This is a genomic window from Microbacterium sp. sgz311019, assembly GCF_056135325.1.
Genome location: NZ_JBWAXO010000001.1, coordinates 547,756 through 568,284, shown reverse-complemented (window position 1 = coordinate 568,284; position 20,529 = coordinate 547,756). Strand labels below are relative to the sequence as shown.

Genomic DNA, 20,529 nt, shown 5'->3' with positions numbered 1-20,529 from the left:
CGAACGGAACCTCGTCTGCAGGTGAGATAGTGGCTGTGTGACCGGATCGACTCCCGCACGCACCGAGACCGACTGGCTGGCCATGCCCGACCTCGTAGAGGTCCTGGGCGAGCCGCTCGGACGGGTGCGTCGCCTCCTTGACGAACACCACCTGGTCGGAAGCCGCCGCGACGGCACGTTCAAGGTTCCCGCCGTCTTCATCCTCGACGGGCACCCGCTCTCGTCGCTGCGCGGCACGCTGATCGTGCTGCACGATGCCGGCTTCGACGACGACGAGGCCATCGACTGGCTGCTCGAGCCGGACGACACGATCGGGATCTCTCCGATCGACGCCCTGCTGAAGGGACGCAAGAGCGAGGTCCGCCGCGTCGCTCGCGGGCTCGGCTGACGAACGACGCGTCAGGCGACGCGGACGGTGGATGCGCGCGCCAGGTCGCGCAGCTCGCCGACGGCCGCGTTGTCGAGCCGCGCGCCCGAGAGCGCCCGGTCGGCCTCGCGCGCGTAGTCGGCGATGAGCGCCTCGACGCGGTCGAGCGCGCCCGTCTGGACGATGGTCTCCTGGAGCGAGGCGATCTGCTCGGCATCCAGGCCGGGATCGCCCAGCAGCTCGTCGAACACGCGACGCGCGCCCGTCGGCATGGCCTCGCGCGCATAGGCCACCAGCACGGTGCGCTTGCCCTCGCGCAGGTCGTCTCCCGACGGCTTCCCGGTGACGGCCTCGTCGCCGAAGACGCCGAGGACGTCGTCGCGCAGCTGATACGCCATGCCGAGCGGATGCCCGAAGGCCGACAGCGCCTCGCGCTGCCCTGCGTCCGCTCCGCCCAGCGCCGCGCCGATCAGGAGCGGCTGCTGCACGCTGTATCGGGCCGACTTCAGCGAGGCGACGCGCAGCGCACGCGCGGCGTGCCTGTCATCGGGCTCGGTGCGGAACGCGGACTCCTCGGCGATGTCCAGGAACTGACCGATCGTCACCTCGCGCCGCATGGTCGCGTACTCGGCGCGTGCGGCGCAGGCGCTGTCGGCCGGTGCCTCCGCGAGCCCCTCCTCGAAGAGATCGTCACTCCATGCGACGAGCAGGTCGCCGAGCAGCACGGCGCCCGCACGGCCGAAGGACTCGGCATCCCCCTCCCATGCGGCATCGCGGTGATGGGCCTCGAGGGCCCGATGCGCGGCGGGCTTGCCGCGGCGCGTGTCGGAGTTGTCGATGACGTCGTCGTGCACGAGGGCCGCGGCGTGGAACAGCTCCAGCGCGGCGGCGGCGGCGATCGCCGCCGAGCTCGGCGGCGATCCGGTGACGCACCGCCAGCCGGCAAGGAGGAAGCGGGCTCGAAGGCGCTTTCCGCCGGTCACGGAATCGGCTCCGGCGGCGGTGATCAGGGCCGCTTCCGGGCCCAGGGGACCGGCGTGATCCCGCTGAATCCGGAGGAAATTGTCGAGTCGCTGGGAAACCGCCGCGATCAGGTCCGGAGCAGGTGCCACGGGCCTAGCCTAATAAGGAATCGCGCGCGTAGAATCGTCGCACCCGGCACAACTCTAGGGGGATGAATGCCACTCTCCGAACAGGAGCAGCGTCTGCTCGACGAGATGGAACGGCATCTCATGCAGAACGACGCAGACATCGTGTCAGCCCAGCGCGATGGGCGCTCCCTCAGCTATCGCAACATCGTCTACGGAACGATCCTGGTGCTCGTCGGAATCGGCGGCCTGCTCGGTGGAGTCGTCACGCAGGTCGTCATCGTCGGCGTGCTCGGTTTCGTCGCCATGCTCGCGGGCGTCATCCTCGCGGTGACTCCGACCCGGAACGAGTCTCCCGAGGCGAAGAAGAAGAAGAAGGACTCAGCGCCCAAGGGTTCGTCATCGGGATCGTTCATGGACCGCATGAACGACCGATGGGATCGACGCCAGGGCGATCACTGACTCCACTTCGCTCCACAACTTCGACACCGGCCCTCGGGCCGGTGTTTTTTTGTGCCCTGACGCGGCACCACGACAGCGCGGGATGCGTCGCCGGGGGCCATCCGGCGCGTCCGGATGGAGGGGAACCCGGGAAAGTCCGCCCGAAGAGAGGCGAAGTGGAGGAAAGTGGAGTACGGTGGGGGAATACCTCACGGGGGGCCGGAGGAAGGGGGTGGTTTGGCGATGCTGTTGGGCACGCACACTCCCAAGCTCGATGACAAAGGTCGTGTCATCCTCCCCGCGAAGTTCCGCGACGACCTCGGCATGGGCGTCGTCGTCACCCGAGGTCAGGAGCGCTGTCTGTACGTCTTCAGCACGGCGGAGTTCGAGCGCGTCCACGAGCGCATCCGCGAGGCGCCGCTGAGCAACAAGCAGGCGCGCGACTTCATGCGCATGTTCCTCGCGGGTGCGAGCGCCGAGACCCCCGACGGCCAGAACCGCATCATCATCCCGCCGCACCTCCGCCAGTACGCCGGCCTCGATCGCGAGCTCGTGGTGACAGGTGTCGGAGCGCACGCGGAGATCTGGAACGCCGACGCGTGGAACGCCTACGCCGAGGCGAACGAAGCCGGTTACGCAGAACTCGAGCAGGAGGTGATTCCGGGCCTGTTCTGATCCTGGGCTGTGATCTCCACCCGTTGACGCCCTGACGCCACTTCCCCGGTGCCAGGTCGCGACGGTGGGGGATCAGGGTTCAGGATCCCGCCCCGAAGCCATGAGCCTCCGCGACATCCACACCCCGGTCATGCTCGAGCGCTGCGTCGAGCTGCTCGCCCCGGCGCTCGAGAATGACGGCGCCGTGCTCGTCGACGCCACGCTCGGCATGGGCGGCCACACCGAGGCCTTCCTGGAGAGATTCCCGAGGCTGCATCTGATCGGCCTCGACCGCGACACCGACGCCCTCCGCATCGCGGGGGAGCGGCTCGCCCCCTTCGCCGGCCGGGTCACCTTCGTGCACACCGTCTACGACGGCATCGCCGATGCGGTCGCCACCCACGCTCCCCGGGGCCGGGCGGACGGCATCCTGTTCGATCTCGGCGTCTCGTCGCTGCAGCTCGACGTCGCCGATCGCGGCTTCGCGTATGCCCGAGATGCGCCGCTCGACATGCGCATGGATCAGACGACAGGGATGACGGCGGCCGACGTCCTCGCCACGTATGGCGAGGGCGACCTGCGCCGCATCTTCGAGCGCTATGGCGAGGAGAAGCTCGCCGGACGCTACGCCCGGGCGATCATCGCCGCGCGGGCGACGCAGCCGATCGAGCGCTCGGGTCAGCTCGTCGACATCCTGCAGGCGGCGACGCCGGCCGCCGTCCAGCGCCAGGGGCATCCCGCCAAGCGCGTCTTCCAGGCGCTGCGCATCGAGGTCAACGCCGAGCTGACCGCGGTCGAGCGGGCGATCCCCGCCGCGCTCGCGTCGCTGCGGGTCGGCGGGCGGATCGTCGTGCTCTCGTACCAGTCGCTCGAGGACCGCATCGTCAAGCGCGAGTTCGCGGATGCTTCGTCCTCGACGGCGCCGGCCGGGCTGCCCTTCGAGCCGCCCGAGCACGCGCCCCGGTTCCGGCTGCTCGTGCGAGGCGCGGAGCTGGCGAGCGACGAGGAGCAGGCCCGCAATCCGCGGGCGAAGCCGGTGCGGCTGCGCGCGGCTGAACGAGTGCGAGACGAGCAGAAGGGGGAGGCATCATGACGACCGCGACGACCACGGCCGCGGCGCGCACAACGCCCGCGCCGCGGCGGGAGACCGCGCAGACGCCCCTCCGGGCGGTCGACACCCGAGCGCGCCGCCGGCGGCCGCGCCTGGCGTACGCGCTGGTGGCCATCGCCGGCGTGCTCGCGATCGGCGCCGCGCAGATGACGCTCTCGATCATGACGACCCAGAGCACCTTCGCCCTGTCGCAGCTGACGCAGCAGCAGCGCACGCTGACCCTGCAGAAGCAGGTGCTGTACGACGACGTGGCGGGCCTCAGCTCTCCGCAGTACCTCGCGGCGAACGCATCCGCCCTGGGCATGATCGTCGCGGAGTCGCCCTCCTATCTCCGTCTCAGCGACGGCGCCGTCCTCGGAACCGGAGCGCCCGCCACCGGGGCATCGAGCGTCGATGTCACCGCGCGCGGCTCCGTGCCCAACTCGCTCATCGCGAAGACGCCGCTGGTCACCGATCCCGCGGCGACGGTGGGGGGTGCGGACACCCCTGCCGCGACGCCCACGCCCGGAGCCGACACGACGACGGGATCGGGCGCCGCTCAGCCCGATCCGGCGACACCCCCGCCTCTGACCGACGGACTGCCGTCGCCGAGCACACACTGAAGACATGACGACGAGAAGCACGCGAAGCCCCCGCCGTCGAACGGTCGTCGTCCTCGCCGTGGTGCTGGCCGTTCTCACCGGGTTCGTCATCCGGCTCGTCGACATCCAGGTCGTCAACGCGCGCGAGCACATCGCCGACTCCATGTCCCTCGGCCTCGGCGACGCGAAGAAGCTGTACGGCACGCGGGGATCGATCGTGGATGCGTCGGGAACGACGCTGGCGACGAGCGTGCTGCAGTATGACTGCCAGCTCGATCCGAAGAACGCCGGCGCGGTCGAGCGCCGCAACACCGCCGGCACCAAGGTCACGACGAGCTGGCAGGACGTGGCGGACGAGATCGGCGCCATCACGGGGCAGACCGGCCCGGACGTGCAGAGGATCGTCTCGGATGCGAAGGCCGTCGATCCGAATTCCCGCTTCGCGTACCTGAAGAAGGGACTGTCGACCGAGCAGTACCGCAAGCTCATGGAGCTCGGCACGGGCTTCCTCGCCTGCGTGCCCGCCCAGAAGCGCGCCTATCCGAACGGGGCCGTGGCGGGCAACCTCCTCGGCTTCATGGGGACGGACGGCACGGCGCTCGGTGGACTCGAGCTCGCCGAGAACCAGTGCCTCACGGGCAAGGACGGCACGCTGACCTTCGAGAAGGGCAAGGACGGCGTCATCATCCCGGGCACGGAGTCCGAGATGCCCGCCGTCGACGGCGGCACGGTGACGCTCACGATCGACGCCGACCTGCAGTGGTTCATGTCGCAGCTGATCTCCGAGCAGGTGCAGGACACCCAGGCGCGGCGCGGCACGATCACCGTCGTCGACATCAAGACCGGCAAGATCAAGGCCGCGGCCGAGTATCCGACGGTCGATCCCAACGACGTCACCGCCTCGAAGCCGGAAGATCGGCGCAGCCATATCTTCACCGACACGTTCGAGCCCGGCTCGACATTCAAGGGCCTCACCGCGTCGTCCCTCATCGACGGAGCCGGGCAGTCGCCCACCTCCACGGTGCAGGTGTCGGATCACATGCGGTTCGCCAACGGCGCGGTCGTGAGCGACGCCACATCGCACGGGCTCGTCGACTACACGCTGGCCGGGGTGCTCATCGACTCGTCGAACGCCGGCATCTCGAAGTTCAGCGAGCGGATCGATCCGAGCCTCCGCTACGACTACCTCAAGAAGTTCGGGATCGGCACCGGCAGCGCCGTCGCCTTCCCAGGTCAGGCGGAGGGGAAGATCCACCCCGTGTCGAGCTGGGACAACCAGATGCTCTACGACACGGCATACGGCCAGGGCCTCACCACCACCGTGCCCGAGCTCATGAGCGCCTACACGGCCATCGTCGACGGCGGGATGAAGATGCCGCTGCGGCTCGTGGAATCGTGCACGAAGGCCGACGGCACCGTGGTGACCCCGAAGACGCCGGCGCCCACCCGCGTGATCTCCACGCAGACGTCGGCGCAGATGCGCCAGATCCTGGAGAACGTCGCGATGCAGGCGTCGTACTCCAAGCTCGTCCAGATCCCCGGGTACCGCATCGCCACCAAGACCGGAACGGCGCAGCAGGTCGACCCGGGAACCGGCCGCTATCGCGCCGGCCTCTACTTCACGACGATGATCGGCTTCGCCCCGGCGGACGACCCCCAGTACCTCGTCGCGGTGACCCTCGATTCGCCCTCTACGGTAAGGTCGTCTTCGGCCAACGCCCCCGCGTTCCAGAAGGCGATGACGCAGGTCTTGAAGACTTTCCGCGTCATGCCGTCGACGTCGGCGCCGACCGTTCTGCCGAAGTTCGGCTGAACGGGGCGCCCGCCCCAGGAAGTCATGATCGCGCTCACCCTCACCGAGATCGCCGCCGCCGTGCGCGGCACCATCCGCCTCGCCGGAGACGACACCCCCGACACGATCGTGTCCGGCGAGGTGGACACCGATTCCCGTGCCATCGGCCCCGGGGGGATCTTCGTGGCCAAGCCCGGCGAGACCACCGACGGCCACCTGTTCGTCGGCCGGGCGATCGAGGCGGGTGCTGTTCTCGCGGTCGTGGAGCACCCCGTCGAGGACCCCGTCACGCAGATCGTCGTGGACGACGTCGTGGTGGCTCTCGCCGACCTCGCCCGCGAGGTCGTGGCACGCGTGCGCGCACAGGGGCGCCTGCGGATCGTCGGCATCACCGGGTCGAACGGCAAGACGACCACCAAGAACATGCTGGCCCGCATCCTGCAGGACGAGGGCGAGACGATCGCCCCGCGCGCCTCGTACAACAACGAGGTCGGCGCGCCGCTGACCATGCTGCGGGTGACGGATGCCACGGCCTACCTCGTCAGCGAGTTCGGCGCGAGCGGTCCCGGTGCGATCGCGAAGCTGGCAGGACTCGTCACCCCCGACCTCGGCGTGGTGCTGATGGTGGGGATGGCGCATGCGGGCGGCTTCGGCGGCATCGAGGGCACGACCCTCGCGAAGTCCGAGCTCATCCGCGCGGTGCGACCGGGCGGCCTGGCCGTGCTGAACGCCGACGATGCCCGCGTGGCATCGATGGCCTCGATTGCCGAGGAGCGCGGCGTGGACGTCCGCTGGTTCGGCCACGGCCCGTCGGCTGATGTGCGCGCGAGCGACGTCGAGGTCACGGCATCCGGGACCCGCCTCGTCGTCACTGCCGACGGCGAGAGCCTGCCGCTCCACCTGCGTGTGCTGGGCGCGCATCACATCGGGAACGCCCTCGCAGCGATAGCCGCCGCGACCGCACTGGGCGTCTCGCTCGCCGACGCCGTCGCACGCCTCGAGACCCTCGAGCTCGCCGAGCGCTGGCGCATGCAGCCGCTCGGCTCCGATCGCGTCCGCATCATCAACGACGCCTACAACGCGAGCCCCGATTCGGTGGCCGCCGCCCTGCGCACCCTGGCGCAGATCGTCGGCCCGGGTGAGCGCACGGTGGCCGTCCTCGGTGCCATGAGCGAGCTCGGCGAGTATGCGGGGGAGGAGCACGACCGGATCGGCGAGCTCGCCGTGCGCCTGCGCATCCAGCGGATCGTCATCGTCGGCCCGGACGCGCGCCGGATGTTCCTCGCCGCGATCGGCGAGGGCTCGTGGGACGGCGAGGCGGTCTTCTTCGCCACCGCGAACGAGGCGTTCGACTATCTTCTCGGTGAGCTGCGGGAGGGCGACCGCGTCCTGGTGAAGTCATCGAACTCCGCTGGGCTCCGCTTCCTGGGGGATCGTCTGGGAGAATCGTTCTCGTGAGGTCCATCCTTTCTGCGGCGGCGATCTCGCTCGCGTTCACGCTGTTCCTCACACCGGTGTTCCTGCGCATCTTCCGGAAGTGGGGCTGGGGGCAGGTCATCCGCACGCCGGAGGACATCCGCAACCCGAGCCACGGAGCGAAGCGCGGAACGCCCACGATGGGCGGCACGATCTTCATCGTCGGCACGATCGTCGGCTATGTCATCGGCTGCTACACCGGCAACAACCCGCCCTCGCTGTCCGGCTGGCTCGTCATCTGGATGATGGTCGGGTTCGGTGTCGTCGGATTCATCGACGACTACATGAAGCTCCGCCAGCAGCGCAGCCTCGGGCTGAGCGGCTGGCGCAAGATCATCGGCCAGCTCATCGTCGTCGTTCCGTTCGGCATCGTCGCCCTGAACTTCCCCAACCGGGACAACCAGACGCCGGCCTCGCCGTTCATCTCGTTCTTCCGCGACATCCCGGCGCTCTACTTCTTCGCCGGCGGCGCGATCCTGGGCTGGATCCTCTACCTGCTGTGGATCTCGATCATCGGCCTGGCCACCTCCAACGGCGTCAACCTCACCGACGGCCTCGACGGCCTCGCGGCCGGCAGCGGTGTCTTCGTGATCGGCGCCTACAGCCTCATCTCGTTCTGGCAGTGGAACGAGTCGTGCCGCCGCGCGAGCGCCGACATCTTCGCGGCGTGCTACTCCACTCCCAACCCCTTCGACCTCACGATCGTGTCGGCCTCGTTCGTCGGCGCGCTCGTCGGCTTCCTCTGGTGGAACGCGCCGAAGGCCGAGGTCTTCATGGGCGACGTCGGCTCGATGGCGATCGGCGGGGTGCTCGCGGCCATGGCGATCCTCACCCGCACCGAGCTGCTGCTCATCATCGTCGCCGGCGCGTACGTCATCGCGCCGGGGTCCGTCATCCTGCAGCGTGCCTACTTCAAGGCCACCCGCGGCAGACGCATGTTCCTCATGAGCCCGTTCCATCACCATCTGGAGATGCGTGGCTGGCCGGAGGTCACCATCGTCGTGCGCATGTGGCTGATCGCCGGGATGCTGGCGGTCACGGGCGTCGGTCTGGTCTACGTGGAATGGCTGTCCGCCGTATGAGCGGGGCCAGGGGGGCGGGCGACGGCGAAGGACCGCGCACCGAGCGCCTCGACGCTCTGCGGAGCTGGCACGCGGACTGGCGCGGCCTCCGCGTCGCCGTCCTGGGCCTGTCGATGACGGGGTTCTCCGCGGCGGACACGCTCGCCGAGCTCGGCGCCGAGGTCTTGGTGGTCACGGAGTCGGCCGACCCCGAGTACGAACGGCTGCTGCCCGTGATCGGCGCCGGTCTGCACGTCGGTCCGCTGGATGCCGTCCCCGATGAGCTGGTCGCCTTCGGGCCCGAGGTCGTCGTCGCGTCGCCGGGCTTCGCGCCCCACCATCCGGCCATCCGATGGACGCGGCGCGAGGGCATCGCCCTGTGGGGCGACGTGGAGCTCGCGTGGCGGGTGCGCGACAAGGTCCTGCGCGCCGACGGCTCTCCGGCCGACTGGGTGCTGATCACCGGCACGAACGGAAAGACGACAACGACGCGCCTCGCCGCGACCATGATCGCGGCCGGCGGCAAACGGGTCGCGCCGTGCGGCAACATCGGCGTGCCCGTGCTCGACGCCGTCCGCGACCCGGGCGGATTCGACGTGCTCGTCGTCGAGCTCTCCAGCCACCAGCTCTGGTACCTCGGCCTGCAGACGCACGGTCCCGACCCCCTCTCACCGTGGGCGAGCGTGTGCCTGAACCTTGCCGACGACCACCTCGAGTGGCACGGCTCGGCCGAGGCGTACCGCGCGGCCAAGGCGGTCGTCTACGAGAACACGCGCATCGCGTGCGTCTACAACAAGGCGGATGCCGCGACCCGCCGCATGGTCGAGGAGGCCGAGGTCGTCGAGGGTGCGCGCGCGATCGGGTTCGACCTCGGGATTCCGGGTCCGAGCGACCTGGGCGTCGTGGAGGGCATTCTCGTCGATCGCGCGTTCCTCGAGGACCGTCGCACGAGCGCCCTCGAGCTGACGACGCTCGAGGACCTCGCGGCCGAGGGGCTCGCGGCACCGCACGTCGTCGCGAACATCCTCGCAGCGGCAGCGCTGGCTCGTTCGTTCGACGTCGAGCCGCGGGCGATCCGCACGGCTCTGGAAGGCTTCCGGCTGGACCCGCACCGCATCGAGATCGTCGCCGTCGCGGCGGGGGTGACCTGGGTCGACGACTCGAAGGCGACCAACCCGCATGCCGCGGGCTCGTCGCTCGCGGCGTATCCGGGAGCCGTCTGGGTTGTCGGCGGGCTCCTCAAGGGAGTCGACATCTCCCGCCTCGTCGCCGAGCGCGGACCCTCTGCCAAGGCCGCGATCGTGATCGGCGTCGAGCGCGACGACATCGTCGCGGCGTTCGCGCGACACGCGCCCGCGGTGCCCGTGTTCGAGGTCGACCACGGCGAGACTGAGGATGTCATGGCGCGGGTCGTCGAGCTCGCGTCCGGGATCGCGCAGAACGGCGATGTCGTCCTGCTGGCCCCGGCCGCAGCATCCTTCGACCAGTTCGCGTCGTACGCGGACCGCGGCCGACGCTTCGCCGAGGCCGTTCGGGATCGAATCGGAGGGGGGACCGGTGACGACCACGACGACCCGGCCCACCCGGCCGGCTGACTCCTTCGACGCTGCGGGCCCCGACGCCCGTCGTGGCCTCGCCGCACGCATCTCGCTGGGGCGCGTCTTCGCGCCCGTGCCGGTCGAGTTCCTGCTGATCGCGTCGACGGCGCTGCTGCTGACGATCTTCGGTCTCGTCATGATCCTCTCCGCCACCTCGGCGGCGACGCCGTCGTCGCCGCTCGAGACCGTCATGAAGCAGGGCGTCTTCGCGATGGTCGGCATCCCACTGATGTTCATCGGCAGCCGCATGCCCGTCGCGTTCTGGAAGCGCATCGCGTGGCCTGCGCTCATCCTCGCCACGGTGTTCCAGCTGCTGGTGTTCACGCCGCTCGGCCACACCTTCGACGGCAACCGCAACTGGATCGTGGTCGCCGGCGTGCAGGCGCAGCCGGCGGAATTCCTGAAGCTCGCCCTCGCGCTGTGGCTCGGGTTCGTCCTGTATCGCAAGCAGACCCTCCTCGGGCTGTGGCGCCACGTGTACATCCCGGTCGTCCCCGTGTCCGCCGCGGTCATCGCAACGGTCATGGCCGGCAACGACCTCGGCACGGCCATGATCCTGACGCTCATCGTGCTCGGCGCGCTGTTCTTCTCGGGTGTGCGCCTGCGGGTCTTCATCCTGCCGCTGCTCGCCGGCATCGGGTTCGTCGCGTTCTACGCCATGAAGAGCCCCGACCGGATGCGCCGCATCCTGAGCTTCATGGACACCAGCTGCCTCGACACGTACTACAGCGACTGCTACCAGCCGCTGCACGGGATCTGGGCGCTGGCCGGCGGCGGCCTGTTCGGCCTGGGGCTCGGAAACTCCAAGGAGAAGTACGGGTGGCTGCCTGCGGCATCCAGCGACTACGTCTTCGCGATCGTGGGCGAGGAGCTGGGGCTCATCGGCTGCGCCGTGCTGCTCACGCTGTTCGCCATCTTCGCGGTCGGCGTCTTCCACATCATCCGCAAGACCGACGACCCCTTCGTCCGCATCGTCTCCGGTGGAATCGTGATCTGGATTGTCGGCCAGGCGCTCATCAACATCGCTGTGGTGCTGCGACTCTTCCCGGTGCTCGGCATCCCGTTGCCGTTCGTGTCGCAGGGAGGGACGTCCCTGCTGTCGGTGCTGATGGCCACCGGGGTGCTGCTGTCGTTCGCGCGGACGCTGCCGCGCAGGGATGCGGTGCCCCGACGGCCGTCCCCGCGTCCGCGCGCCGCCGCGCGGTAGGCGCTCGGGGACGTCGATCACGGCCCGATAGGGTCGGACGGTGACGACTTACCTCCTCGCCGGCGGCGGTACGGCCGGGCATGTGAACCCGCTCCTCGCGGTCGCGGACGCTCTGCGCGACCGGGATGCGGACGCGTCCGTGCTGGTGCTCGGCACGAAGGAGGGGCTCGAGGCTCGGCTCGTTCCCGAGCGCGGCTACGAGCTTCTGATCGTCGACAAGGTCCCCTTCCCGCGCCGGCCGGGACGGGCCGCGGCGACCTTCCCGCGCAGGTATCGCACGGCCATCGCGCAGGTGCGCGAGCACATCCGGAGCCACGGCGTCGACGTCGTCATCGGGTTCGGCGGGTACGCGTCGGCTCCGGCGTACGTCGCTGCTCGCCGCGAGGGCATCCCGTTCGTCGTGCACGAGGCGAACGCGAAGCCGGGCCTCGCGAACGTCCTGGGTGCGCGCAGCGCGGCCCGTGTGGGCGTCGCGTTCGCCGGCACGCGTCTGCGGGGTGGGCGGGTCGTCGGAATGCCGCTGCGCCGCGAGATCGTCGACCTCGACCTCGCCGCCACGCGTGCGGAGGCTGCCGAGCATTTCGGGTTGGATGCGACCAGCCGCACGCTTCTCGTCTTCGGTGGGTCGCTGGGTGCGCAGCGCCTCAACGAGGCCCTTGCCGCCTCCTGGCGAGACGTGCTGGATGCCGGGTGGCAGCTGCTGCACGTGACGGGGGAGCGGGCAGACCTCGCCGATCCGGAGGTCGCCGGCTACGCGATGCGCCGCTACGTCGACCGGATGGACCTCGCCTACGCCATCGCCGATCTCATCGTGTCGCGCTCGGGCGCTGCGACGGTGAGCGAGATCGCCGCGCTCGGCATCCCTGCGGTGTTCGTGCCGTATGCCGTCGGCAACGGCGAGCAGGCGCTCAACGCGGCCGCCGAGGTCGAGGCGGGAGCGGCGATCATCGTGCCTGACGCCGACTTCACACCCGATCGCGTGCGGAGCGAGATCATCCCGCTCCTGCACGACGATCAGCGACTGCACCGGATGCGCGAGGCCGCGGCCGGCGTCGGGACCCGCCGCGGCACGCAGAACGTGGTCGAGCTCATCGACGAGGCGCTCGCGTCGCGGTAGCGATCAGCTGAGGTTCGCCGGTCCGGATCGCAGCGCGGCCGCGGCCAGGGCGAGCGCCTCGTCGACATCGAGGTGCAGCGTGCGGATCTGCTGGGCGAACGCCTCGGCGGCGCGGCGCGCCAGCTCCCGGACGGGGTCGTCACCGGCACGGACGAAGCTGCCGTTCCGGCCCCGCGTCTCGATGACCCCGGCGGTCTCGAGCTCGCGGTAGGCGCGAGCCACGGTTCCCGGGGCCACGCCGAGCTCCTCGGCGAGCCGGCGCACCGTCGGCAGACGATCCCCGGCGGTCAGCTCGCCCGACGAGACCGCATCGGCGAGCTGCGCACGCAGCTGCTCGAACGGCGGTACACCGGACGCCGGATCGATCACGATCACCCGGACACCTCCCTGTGCGCGCAGCGGACACCTCCATCGTGCCGCATGGACGCGCGCGCCTGGCGCAGCCCGGCGGGCGTGCCTGGGCCGGTGCATCCCGAGCCCGACCTAGACTCGTAGGGCCATGATCAGACCCGACCTGAGCCTTCCCATTCCCGACGAGATCCGTTCCGCGCACTTCATCGGCATCGGCGGCTCCGGCATGTCGGGACTGGCCCGCATGTTCCTCGACCGCGGCATCGCGGTCTCCGGGTCGGATCGCGCGGACAGCGCCGCCCTGCAGAGCCTTGCCGTGCGCGGCGCCCGCGTGCACGTGGGCCACGACGCCGCCAACCTCGGCGATGCCGACACCGTCATCCACACGGGCGCGATCTGGCCCGAGAACCCGGAGTACGTGGCGGCGAAGGAGCGGGGGATGCCGGTCATCCACCGCTCTCAGGCGCTGTTCTGGCTGATCGGCGGGCGTCGCCTCGTGTCCGTCGCCGGTGCGCACGGCAAGACGACGTCGACCGGCATGATCGTGACGGCGCTGACGTCGCTCGGCGCCGACCCGAGCTTCGTCAACGGCGGTGTGATCTCGCAGCTCGGCGTCTCGAGTGGCAGCGGCGCGGATCCGCTGTTCGTCATCGAGGCCGACGAGTCCGACGGCACGTTCCTGCTGTATGACACCTCGATCGCCCTCATCACCAACGTCGATCCGGACCACCTCGACCACTACGGCAGTCATGACGCCTTCGTCGACGCCTTCGCGCGCTTCGGCGACGGCGCGCGCGAGGCGGTCGTCATCTCCGCCGACGACCCGGGCGCGATCGAGGTCGCCAAGCGCATGTCGCATCCGCGCATCGTCACGTTCGGCGAGGCCGAGTCCGCCGACGTGCGCGTGGTCGACATCCGCACCGACGGGCCGGTCTCGTTCGCGGTCGAGTATGCGGGCGAGCGTGTCGAGGTGCAGCTGCCCATTGTCGGCGCGCACAACGCCGTGAACGCGACAGGCGCCGTCGCGGTGCTGCTCCTGCTCGGCAACGGCCTGGAGGAGTCCGCGCGCGCCGTCGAGGAGTTCACCGGCACGATCCGGCGGTTCGAGCTGCACGGCGTGGAGCGCGGCGTCAGCGTCTTCGACGACTACGCCCACCACCCGACCGAGGTCGCGGCCGCCCTCGCCGCCGCACGCACGGTCGTCGGGAACGGCCGCATCATCGCGATCCAGCAGCCGCACACGTATTCGCGTACGCAGCTGATGGCCGGTGAGTTCGCGGAGGTGCTCGAGAGCCACGCCGACCACACGGTGATGCTCGACGTCTACGGCGCGCGGGAGGATCCGATCCCGGGCGTCACGGGCGACACGGTGGCCTCGCGCTTCGCCGACCCGTCGCACGTGCACTACGTGCCGGACTGGCAGGATGCCGCGGACTACACCGCGTCGATCGCTCGGCCCGGCGACTACGTCATCACGCTCGGCTGCGGCAACGTCTACCAGATCATCCCGCAGGTGCTCAGCGCGCTGGGCGACAGCGCCCACAGCGCCGGCGGTGCCGATGACGCGGCGGACGAGGCCTAGCCCGTGCGGCGCCCCACTCCGCTCCCGCCGCAGGCTGAGAAGCCGGCGGCGAGGACTGCGGCCGAGGCGGCGGGGTCCAGGCAACGCCGCTCGAACCCCCGCGGAGCGGGCGGGCAGCTTCGGGACGGGTCGCCGCCGGCGGATTCCGGGGCGCTCGCCCCTGTCACCCCGATCACGTCCGACGACCGTGACCACGGTCGGGCGGGGGGCGATCCGATGGATGCCGCTCCCATCGGCGTGCGCGACGTGTGGCGCGCCGCGCGTGCCCGCCGCAAGGCGCTGCGCGCCGAGGTGCGCCGCTTCACGGGCCGCCAGCGGCGGCGGCGCGCGGTGTGGATCGGGGCCGCGGCATCCATCGGCGTTCTCGCCCTGGTGACGCTCGGCGCCGCCTACAGCCCGCTGTTCGCCGTCGAGCAGGTGCAGGTCGTCGGCACGTCGCAGCTGCAGGCGTCGGCCGTGGCGCAGGCGCTGGACGGCCAGGTCGGCACGCCGCTGCCCCTCGTCGACGAGAGCGCGGTGAAGGCGGCGCTCGTCCGCTTCCCTCTCGTCGAGTCGTACACGCTCGAGGCCCGTCCGCCGCACGAGCTCGTGGTGCGGATCGTCGAGCGCACGCCGGTGGGCGTCATCCAGGGACCGGCCGGCTTCACGCTGGTGGATGCGGCGGGTGTCGCCCTCTCGACCAGCCCCGCGGCTCCCTCGGGCGTGCCGGTCGTCACCGTGCCGGGGGTGCACTCGCCGGCGTTCGCCTCGCTGGGCCAGGTGATGCGCGCCCTTCCGGCGGTCATCCGCGCCCAGGTGACGGCGGCATCGGCCACAACGCCCGACGACGTCACGCTCACGCTCGGCGGCACGCGGACGCAGGTGATGTGGGGGAGCGCCGACCAGTCCGCACTGAAGGCGCTCGTGCTGGAGGAGGCCATGAAGGCGAAGCCGCCGGCATCCGTCAGCGCCTACGACGTGTCGACGCCGACGACCGTCGTCTTCCACTGACGTCGTCTTCCACTGACGGCGTCTTCCACTGCGCTCGTCTCCGACATGCGTGGAGGCCGACTTGCGCGACACGCCCACCCGAATGCGGGCCGCGCGAGGGTGTCCGCATACCTTCGAACTCAGGAATTGCATACCGGGCAATTCTTTAAACCTCTACATGAGGTTGAAGGTTTAGGACCGCGGTTCGGGACGATACGGAGGCCGGCATGAGCCAGAACCAGAACTACCTCGCGGTGATCAAGGTCGTCGGCGTGGGCGGTGGCGGCGTCAACGCCGTGAACCGCATGATCGAGCTGGGACTGCGCGGGGTCGAGTTCATCGCGATCAACACCGACGCGCAGGCCCTGCTCATGAGCGACGCCGACGTCAAGCTCGACGTCGGTCGTGAGCTGACGCGCGGGCTCGGAGCCGGCGCCGACCCCGAGGTGGGTCGTCGCGCGGCCGAGGATCACGCCGAGGAGATCGAGGAGGCCCTCGCGGGCGCCGACATGGTCTTCGTCACGGCCGGCGAGGGCGGCGGCACGGGCACGGGCGGCGCACCGGTGGTCGCCCGGATCGCCAAGTCGATCGGAGCCCTGACGATCGGTGTCGTCACGAAGCCCTTCTCCTTTGAAGGCCGCCGTCGGCAGAGCCAGGCCGAGGCCGGTGTCGCGAAGCTGAAGGAAGAGGTCGACACCCTCATCGTCGTCCCCAACGACCGGCTGCTGCAGATCAGCGACCGCGGCATCTCGATGATCGAGGCGTTCGCCACCGCCGACCAGGTGCTCCTCGCCGGTGTCCAGGGCATCACCGACCTCATCACCACCCCCGGGCTCATCAACCTCGACTTCGCCGACGTCAAGTCGGTCATGCAGGGAGCCGGATCGGCGCTCATGGGCATCGGCTCGGCACGCGGCGCGGATCGCGCGATCAAGGCTGCAGAGCTGGCCGTCGAGTCGCCGTTGCTCGAGGCCTCGATCGAGGGCGCGCACGGCGTGCTGCTGTCCATCCAGGGTGGATCGAACCTCGGCATCTTCGAGATCAACGACGCCGCGCAGCTGGTCAAGGAGGCCGCGCACCCCGAGGCGAACATCATCTTCGGCACGGTGATCGACGACACGCTCGGCGACGAGGTGCGCGTCACGGTGATCGCGGCCGGCTTCGACGGCGGCGAGCCCACGTTGCGGATCGACACCGTGCACGACGCCCGGCACGTGCCGTCGGCGTCGAGTGTCGCAGCGGCGATCGGGCAGAGCACGACAGAGCCCACCGCCGCGGTCGCCGAGCGTGAGGAGATGACCGAGCGCGTCCCGGTCGCCGTGAGCGTGCCGGAGTCGGGCTACGAGTCGGCGTTCGGCGACGACGACCTCGACATCCCGGAATTCCTGAAGTAACCCCTCGACACGCTCGGGGGCCGCTGCAGAAACGAGCTCTCATACCCATGGACGACCTCGCCGCCCGCCTCGCCGCGGTCGACGCCCGCATCGTCGACGCGGCACGGGCGGCGGGTCGTGATCCGTCGGAGCTCACGCGCATCGTCGTGACGAAGTTCCATCCCGCACAGCTCGTCACGAACCTCTACGACCTCGGTGTACGCGATGTCGGCGAGAACCGCCAGCAGGAGCTCAGCGCGAAGAGCGCCGAGGTGGGCCCACACGACGGGCTTCGCTGGCATTTCATCGGCCAGGCGCAGACCAACAAGGCCCGCGCGGTGCGGGCGGCGGCATCCGTCGTCCACTCCGTAGACCGCGCCCGCCTCGCGGAGGCGCTCGACGCGGCCGCAGAGGACGATTCACCGACGCTCGATGTCCTGCTGCAGATCAATCTGACGGACGACCCGGCCCGCGGCGGTGTCGCCCCGGACGGCATCGAGGCGCTCGCAGAGCACGTGGCGGGATGCCGCACCCTGCGCCTGCGAGGGGTCATGGCGGTCGCCCCGCTCGACGAGCAGCCCACACCTGCCTTCGAGCGGCTCGCGGGGTACTCCGATCGCGTGCGGGCCATCGTCCCCGACGCATCCTGGATCTCCGCCGGCATGACCGGTGACTTCGTCGAGGCCATCGCGTGCGGTGCGACACACCTGCGGATCGGGTCCGCAATAACCGGACCGCGGCCGACCCGCGGTTAACCTCGGATCAGACGAGCAATGGGAGGAATGCGATGTCGAACCCGCTGAAGAAGACCATGGTCTATCTGGGCCTTGCCGATGAGGAAGAGGCCTACGAGGAGCCGGTGCCTCAGGCCGCTCCGCGCAAGTCGTCGACAGCGGTCGAGAAGCCCGCAGCGCCGGTGACGCCGATCCGCCGCCCCGAGGTCGTCCGCCAGCCGGTGGCCGGCACGGTCAGCGAGATCCTCACCGTCCACCCCAAGCAGTACCGGGACGCCCAGGTCATCGCCGAGAACTTCCGTGACGGGATCCCGGTCATCATCAATCTCTCCCAGATGAGCGATTCGGATGCGCGTCGCCTGATCGATTTCGCCAGCGGGCTGTCGATGGGGCTGTACGGCCGCATCGAGCGGGTGACGAGCAAGGTCTTCCTGCTCTCGCCGGAGAACGTAGCCGTATCCGGCGACGGTGCGGTGGCTCAGGCGGACGCCGAGGCGACGCCGTTCAGCCAGCCGTGATCCGCGGGCGGTAGCGTCTATGGTCGTGATCTCCCTCATCGCGGCCATCCTCAACACGTTGCTCCTGATCTACGTGTTCGTGATGCTCGCGCGCATGGTCCTCGACTTCATGCCCCTGCTCAACCGCGAATGGCGCCCGCACGGCGCCGGCCTGATCGCGGCTGAGCTCGTCTACACCGTGACGGATCCGCCGATCCGTCTGTTCCGCCGCTTCATCCCGCCGCTGCGGTTCGGCCCGGTCGCGTTCGACCTGGCCTTCAGCCTGACGCTCCTTCTGTGCTTCATACTCATTGGGGTCACGCGCTCCCTCGCGGGGTGAATGAGCGGCAGGTATGCTTTCTTGGGCGAGCCGACACCCGGTTCGCCTCCCCAGACATCGGCCAGCCCCGAGCCCCGAAAGAGGAAACCATGGCATTGACTCCGGATGACGTCGTCACCAAGCAGTTCCAGCACGTTCGCTTCAAGGAGGGGTTCGACCCGGATGAGGTCGATGACTTCCTCGACGAGATCGTCGTGGAGTGGCGCAAGACCATTGCGGAGAACGACGAGCTGAAGGCCAAGGTCTCCGCGCTCGAGTCCGGTGAGGCGAGCGTGCCCGCCGTGGCCGCGGCCCCGAAGCCCTCCGTCAGCGAGGGTCAGCCCGCCGCCGCCAGTGCCGGCATCATCGAACTCGCCCAGCGCCTGCACGACGAGCACATCGCCGAGGGCAAGGCGAAGCGCGACCAGCTCATCTCCGAGGCGCAGACCCAGGCTTCGCAGATCGTGTCCGAGGCCGAGGCCCGCGGTCGCGAGGAGCTGGCCCGCCTCGACCGCGAGCGCGCCACGCTCGAGGGCCGCATCACGGAGCTGCGCCAGTTCGAGCGCGACTACCGCGGGCAGCTGCGCTCCTTCATCGAGGGACACCTGCGCGACCTCGAGACCTCCTCGCCCTCGGGTCAGGCACCGGTCTCTGCCATCGGTCTGTAAGCCGGTCCGTTGACCGGTCGAGCTCCGATCAGCAAGGCGGCGGCCGGCATCACCATCGCGATCCTCGCGGTGCTGGTGCTGGCCGCCGATCAGTTGGCCAAGTACTGGGCCATCCACAACCTCCCCCCGGAGGAGCCGGTGCACGTCATCGGCGATTTCCTGATCTTCTTCCTCATCCGCAACTCCGGCGCCGCCTTTTCACTCGGCTCCGGGGTGACGTGGCTGTTCACGATCGCGCTGAGCGTCGTCGCGGCGGTGATCATCGTCCTCGCGCTGCGCATCCGATCCCGTGCGTGGGCGATCGTGCTGGGGCTCCTCCTGGGCGGCGTGCTCGGCAACCTCTCGGATCGTCTGTTCCGCGAGCCCGGCTTCGGCGTGGGTCACGTCGTCGACTTCATCTCGACGCCGTGGATGATGCCGGCGATCTACAACGTCGCCGACATGTTCATCGTCACGATGATGATCGGCGTCGCGCTCCTCATCGTGATCGGCCTGCGCCTTGACGGCACGCGCGACCCTCGTCCCGCGCGGAGCGAGGACGACGAGGATGCCGAGCATCCCCCCGTCCCGAAGGACTGAGGTGGAATCCCGCAGCCTGCCCGTGCCGGACGGGCTCGACGGTGTTCGCGTGGACGCGGCGCTGGCCAAGATGCTCGGGTTCTCGCGTACGTTCGCCGCCCAGGTGGCCGACGGAGGCGGGGTGACGCTCGACGGCCGCACGCTGGCGAAGTCCGACAAATTGCGGGCCGGTGGCTGGCTCGACGTGTCGTGGACGCCGAAGCGCGAGCCGGAGGTCGTGCCCGTCGAGGTCCCCGACCTCGGGATCGTGTTCGACGACGACGAGTTCGTCGTCGTCGACAAGCCCGCCGGGGTGGCCGCGCACCCCTCCCTCGGCTGGGAAGGTCCGACGGTGCTGGGGGCGCTGGCCGCCGGCGGCTTCCGCATCGCGACGACCGGCGCGGCCGAGCGTCAGGGGATCGTGCACCGGCTCGACGTCGGCACGAGCGGCCTCATGGTGGTCGCCAAGACCGAGCGCGCCTACACGGCCCTCAAGCGCGCGTTCAAGGAGCGCGAGGTGGAGAAGATCTATCACGCGGTCGTGCAGGGGCATCCCGATCCGCTCGCCGGCACCATCGACGCCCCGATCGGCCGGCATCCCACCCACTCGTGGAAGTTCGCCGTCACGCCGGACGGCAAGGACTCGGTCACCCACTACGAGACGCTCGAGGCGTTCCCGCGTGCGTCGCTGCTGGAGATCCATCTCGAGACCGGCCGCACGCACCAGATCCGCGTGCACATGGCGGCCCACCGTCACCCGTGCGTCGGAGACCCCCTCTACGGCTCGGACCCGACGCTGGCGGCACGCCTCGGCCTCACGCGGCAGTGGCTGCACGCGCATCAGCTCTCGTTCGCGCATCCGGTCACGAAGGACTGGCAGAGCTTCGTCTCCGAGTACCCGGCGGACCTCGCCCACGCGCTCGAGGTGCTGCGCGGCGAGTGAGCGTCGAAGCCTGACCCTCGACTTGAGGTTGAGGCGAACCAG

22 protein-coding genes are annotated in these 20,529 nt (G+C 70.0%); 20 read left to right on the top strand and 2 right to left on the bottom strand.

What is annotated here, in order from left to right; all coding sequences use genetic code 11:
• Positions 1 to 37: 37 nt before the first annotated feature.
• Positions 38 to 388: an Rv2175c family DNA-binding protein gene (locus AC0NZN_RS02710; protein WP_474590719.1), complete on the top strand. Its 351-nt coding sequence runs from the start codon at positions 38 to 40 to the stop codon at positions 386 to 388.
• An 11-nt stretch (positions 389 to 399) separates the two neighbouring features.
• Here the strand turns inward: AC0NZN_RS02710 and AC0NZN_RS02705 are convergent, their stop codons facing one another.
• Positions 400 to 1,479: a polyprenyl synthetase family protein gene (locus tag AC0NZN_RS02705; protein WP_474590718.1), complete on the bottom strand. Its 1,080-nt coding sequence runs from the start codon at positions 1,477 to 1,479 to the stop codon at positions 400 to 402.
• Positions 1,480 to 1,545: 66 nt separating this feature from the next.
• On the opposite strand from AC0NZN_RS02705, the gene AC0NZN_RS02700 reads away from it, so the two are divergent.
• The 10 genes from AC0NZN_RS02700 (at position 1,546) to murG (ending at position 12,493) form a co-directional block, all read left to right on the top strand.
• Positions 1,546 to 1,917, top strand: coding sequence for a DUF3040 domain-containing protein (locus AC0NZN_RS02700; RefSeq protein ID WP_474590717.1), 372 nt, complete (start codon positions 1,546 to 1,548; stop codon positions 1,915 to 1,917).
• 222 nt (positions 1,918 to 2,139) lie between these two features.
• Positions 2,140 to 2,571, top strand: a complete 432-nt coding sequence (gene mraZ, locus AC0NZN_RS02695) for a division/cell wall cluster transcriptional repressor MraZ (RefSeq protein WP_474590716.1) — start codon at positions 2,140 to 2,142, stop codon at positions 2,569 to 2,571.
• A gap of 100 nt (positions 2,572 to 2,671) precedes the next feature.
• A complete protein-coding gene (gene rsmH / locus AC0NZN_RS02690) occupies positions 2,672 to 3,643 on the top strand; it encodes a 16S rRNA (cytosine(1402)-N(4))-methyltransferase RsmH (RefSeq protein WP_474590715.1) in 972 nt (323 codons plus the stop codon).
• The gene (ftsL, locus tag AC0NZN_RS02685; protein WP_474590714.1) at positions 3,640 to 4,263 is read left to right on the top strand and encodes a cell division protein FtsL; all 624 of its coding nucleotides are present in this window, start codon (positions 3,640 to 3,642) and stop codon (positions 4,261 to 4,263) included. Before rsmH ends, ftsL begins: the two co-directional genes overlap by 4 nt.
• A gap of 4 nt (positions 4,264 to 4,267) precedes the next feature.
• Complete coding sequence (locus tag AC0NZN_RS02680; protein ID WP_474590713.1) at positions 4,268 to 6,055, top strand: peptidoglycan D,D-transpeptidase FtsI family protein; 1,788 nt, start codon at positions 4,268 to 4,270, stop codon at positions 6,053 to 6,055.
• 24 nt (positions 6,056 to 6,079) lie between these two features.
• Positions 6,080 to 7,492: a UDP-N-acetylmuramoyl-tripeptide--D-alanyl-D-alanine ligase gene (locus tag AC0NZN_RS02675; protein WP_474590712.1), complete on the top strand. Its 1,413-nt coding sequence runs from the start codon at positions 6,080 to 6,082 to the stop codon at positions 7,490 to 7,492.
• Positions 7,489 to 8,592: a phospho-N-acetylmuramoyl-pentapeptide-transferase gene (mraY, locus tag AC0NZN_RS02670; RefSeq protein WP_474590711.1), complete on the top strand. Its 1,104-nt coding sequence runs from the start codon at positions 7,489 to 7,491 to the stop codon at positions 8,590 to 8,592. The genes AC0NZN_RS02675 and mraY overlap by 4 nt, the downstream gene beginning before the upstream one ends.
• Positions 8,589 to 10,166, top strand: a complete 1,578-nt coding sequence (murD, locus tag AC0NZN_RS02665) for a UDP-N-acetylmuramoyl-L-alanine--D-glutamate ligase (RefSeq protein WP_474590710.1) — start codon at positions 8,589 to 8,591, stop codon at positions 10,164 to 10,166. Before mraY ends, murD begins: the two co-directional genes overlap by 4 nt.
• Positions 10,129 to 11,376 carry a peptidoglycan glycosyltransferase FtsW gene (locus tag AC0NZN_RS02660; protein WP_474590709.1) on the top strand — a complete coding sequence of 416 codons (1,248 nt, stop codon included), beginning with the start codon at positions 10,129 to 10,131 and terminating at the stop codon, positions 11,374 to 11,376. The genes murD and AC0NZN_RS02660 overlap by 38 nt, the downstream gene beginning before the upstream one ends.
• Positions 11,377 to 11,416: 40 nt before the next feature.
• A complete protein-coding gene (murG, locus tag AC0NZN_RS02655) occupies positions 11,417 to 12,493 on the top strand; it encodes an undecaprenyldiphospho-muramoylpentapeptide beta-N-acetylglucosaminyltransferase (protein ID WP_474590708.1) in 1,077 nt (358 codons plus the stop codon).
• A gap of 3 nt (positions 12,494 to 12,496) precedes the next feature.
• Here the strand turns inward: murG and AC0NZN_RS02650 are convergent, their stop codons facing one another.
• Positions 12,497 to 12,868, bottom strand: a complete 372-nt coding sequence (locus tag AC0NZN_RS02650; protein WP_474590707.1) for a GntR family transcriptional regulator — start codon at positions 12,866 to 12,868, stop codon at positions 12,497 to 12,499.
• Positions 12,869 to 12,992: 124 nt separating this feature from the next.
• On the opposite strand from AC0NZN_RS02650, the gene murC reads away from it, so the two are divergent.
• From murC to AC0NZN_RS02605, 9 genes are all read left to right on the top strand, one after another.
• Positions 12,993 to 14,426, top strand: a complete 1,434-nt coding sequence (murC, locus tag AC0NZN_RS02645) for a UDP-N-acetylmuramate--L-alanine ligase (protein ID WP_474590706.1) — start codon at positions 12,993 to 12,995, stop codon at positions 14,424 to 14,426.
• A 216-nt stretch (positions 14,427 to 14,642) separates the two neighbouring features.
• On the top strand, positions 14,643 to 15,416 hold the full coding sequence (locus tag AC0NZN_RS02640; protein ID WP_474590705.1) for an FtsQ-type POTRA domain-containing protein: 774 nt from the start codon (positions 14,643 to 14,645) through the stop codon (positions 15,414 to 15,416).
• Between the two features lie 206 nt (positions 15,417 to 15,622).
• Positions 15,623 to 16,789, top strand: a complete 1,167-nt coding sequence (ftsZ, locus tag AC0NZN_RS02635) for a cell division protein FtsZ (protein ID WP_474590704.1) — start codon at positions 15,623 to 15,625, stop codon at positions 16,787 to 16,789.
• Positions 16,790 to 16,836: 47 nt separating this feature from the next.
• Positions 16,837 to 17,523, top strand: coding sequence for a YggS family pyridoxal phosphate-dependent enzyme (locus AC0NZN_RS02630; protein WP_474590703.1), 687 nt, complete (start codon positions 16,837 to 16,839; stop codon positions 17,521 to 17,523).
• A gap of 32 nt (positions 17,524 to 17,555) precedes the next feature.
• Positions 17,556 to 18,020 carry a cell division protein SepF gene (locus tag AC0NZN_RS02625; RefSeq protein ID WP_474590702.1) on the top strand — a complete coding sequence of 155 codons (465 nt, stop codon included), beginning with the start codon at positions 17,556 to 17,558 and terminating at the stop codon, positions 18,018 to 18,020.
• Between the two features lie 19 nt (positions 18,021 to 18,039).
• Entirely contained in the window at positions 18,040 to 18,339 is a 300-nt protein-coding gene (locus AC0NZN_RS02620; protein ID WP_474590701.1) for a YggT family protein, read from the top strand.
• Between the two features lie 89 nt (positions 18,340 to 18,428).
• A complete protein-coding gene (locus AC0NZN_RS02615; protein WP_474590700.1) occupies positions 18,429 to 18,986 on the top strand; it encodes a DivIVA domain-containing protein in 558 nt (185 codons plus the stop codon).
• 9 nt (positions 18,987 to 18,995) lie between these two features.
• The gene (lspA, locus tag AC0NZN_RS02610; RefSeq protein ID WP_474590699.1) at positions 18,996 to 19,565 is read left to right on the top strand and encodes a signal peptidase II; all 570 of its coding nucleotides are present in this window, start codon (positions 18,996 to 18,998) and stop codon (positions 19,563 to 19,565) included.
• Position 19,566: 1 nt separating this feature from the next.
• Entirely contained in the window at positions 19,567 to 20,487 is a 921-nt protein-coding gene (locus AC0NZN_RS02605; RefSeq protein WP_474590698.1) for an RluA family pseudouridine synthase, read from the top strand.
• Positions 20,488 to 20,529: the final 42 nt, after the last annotated feature.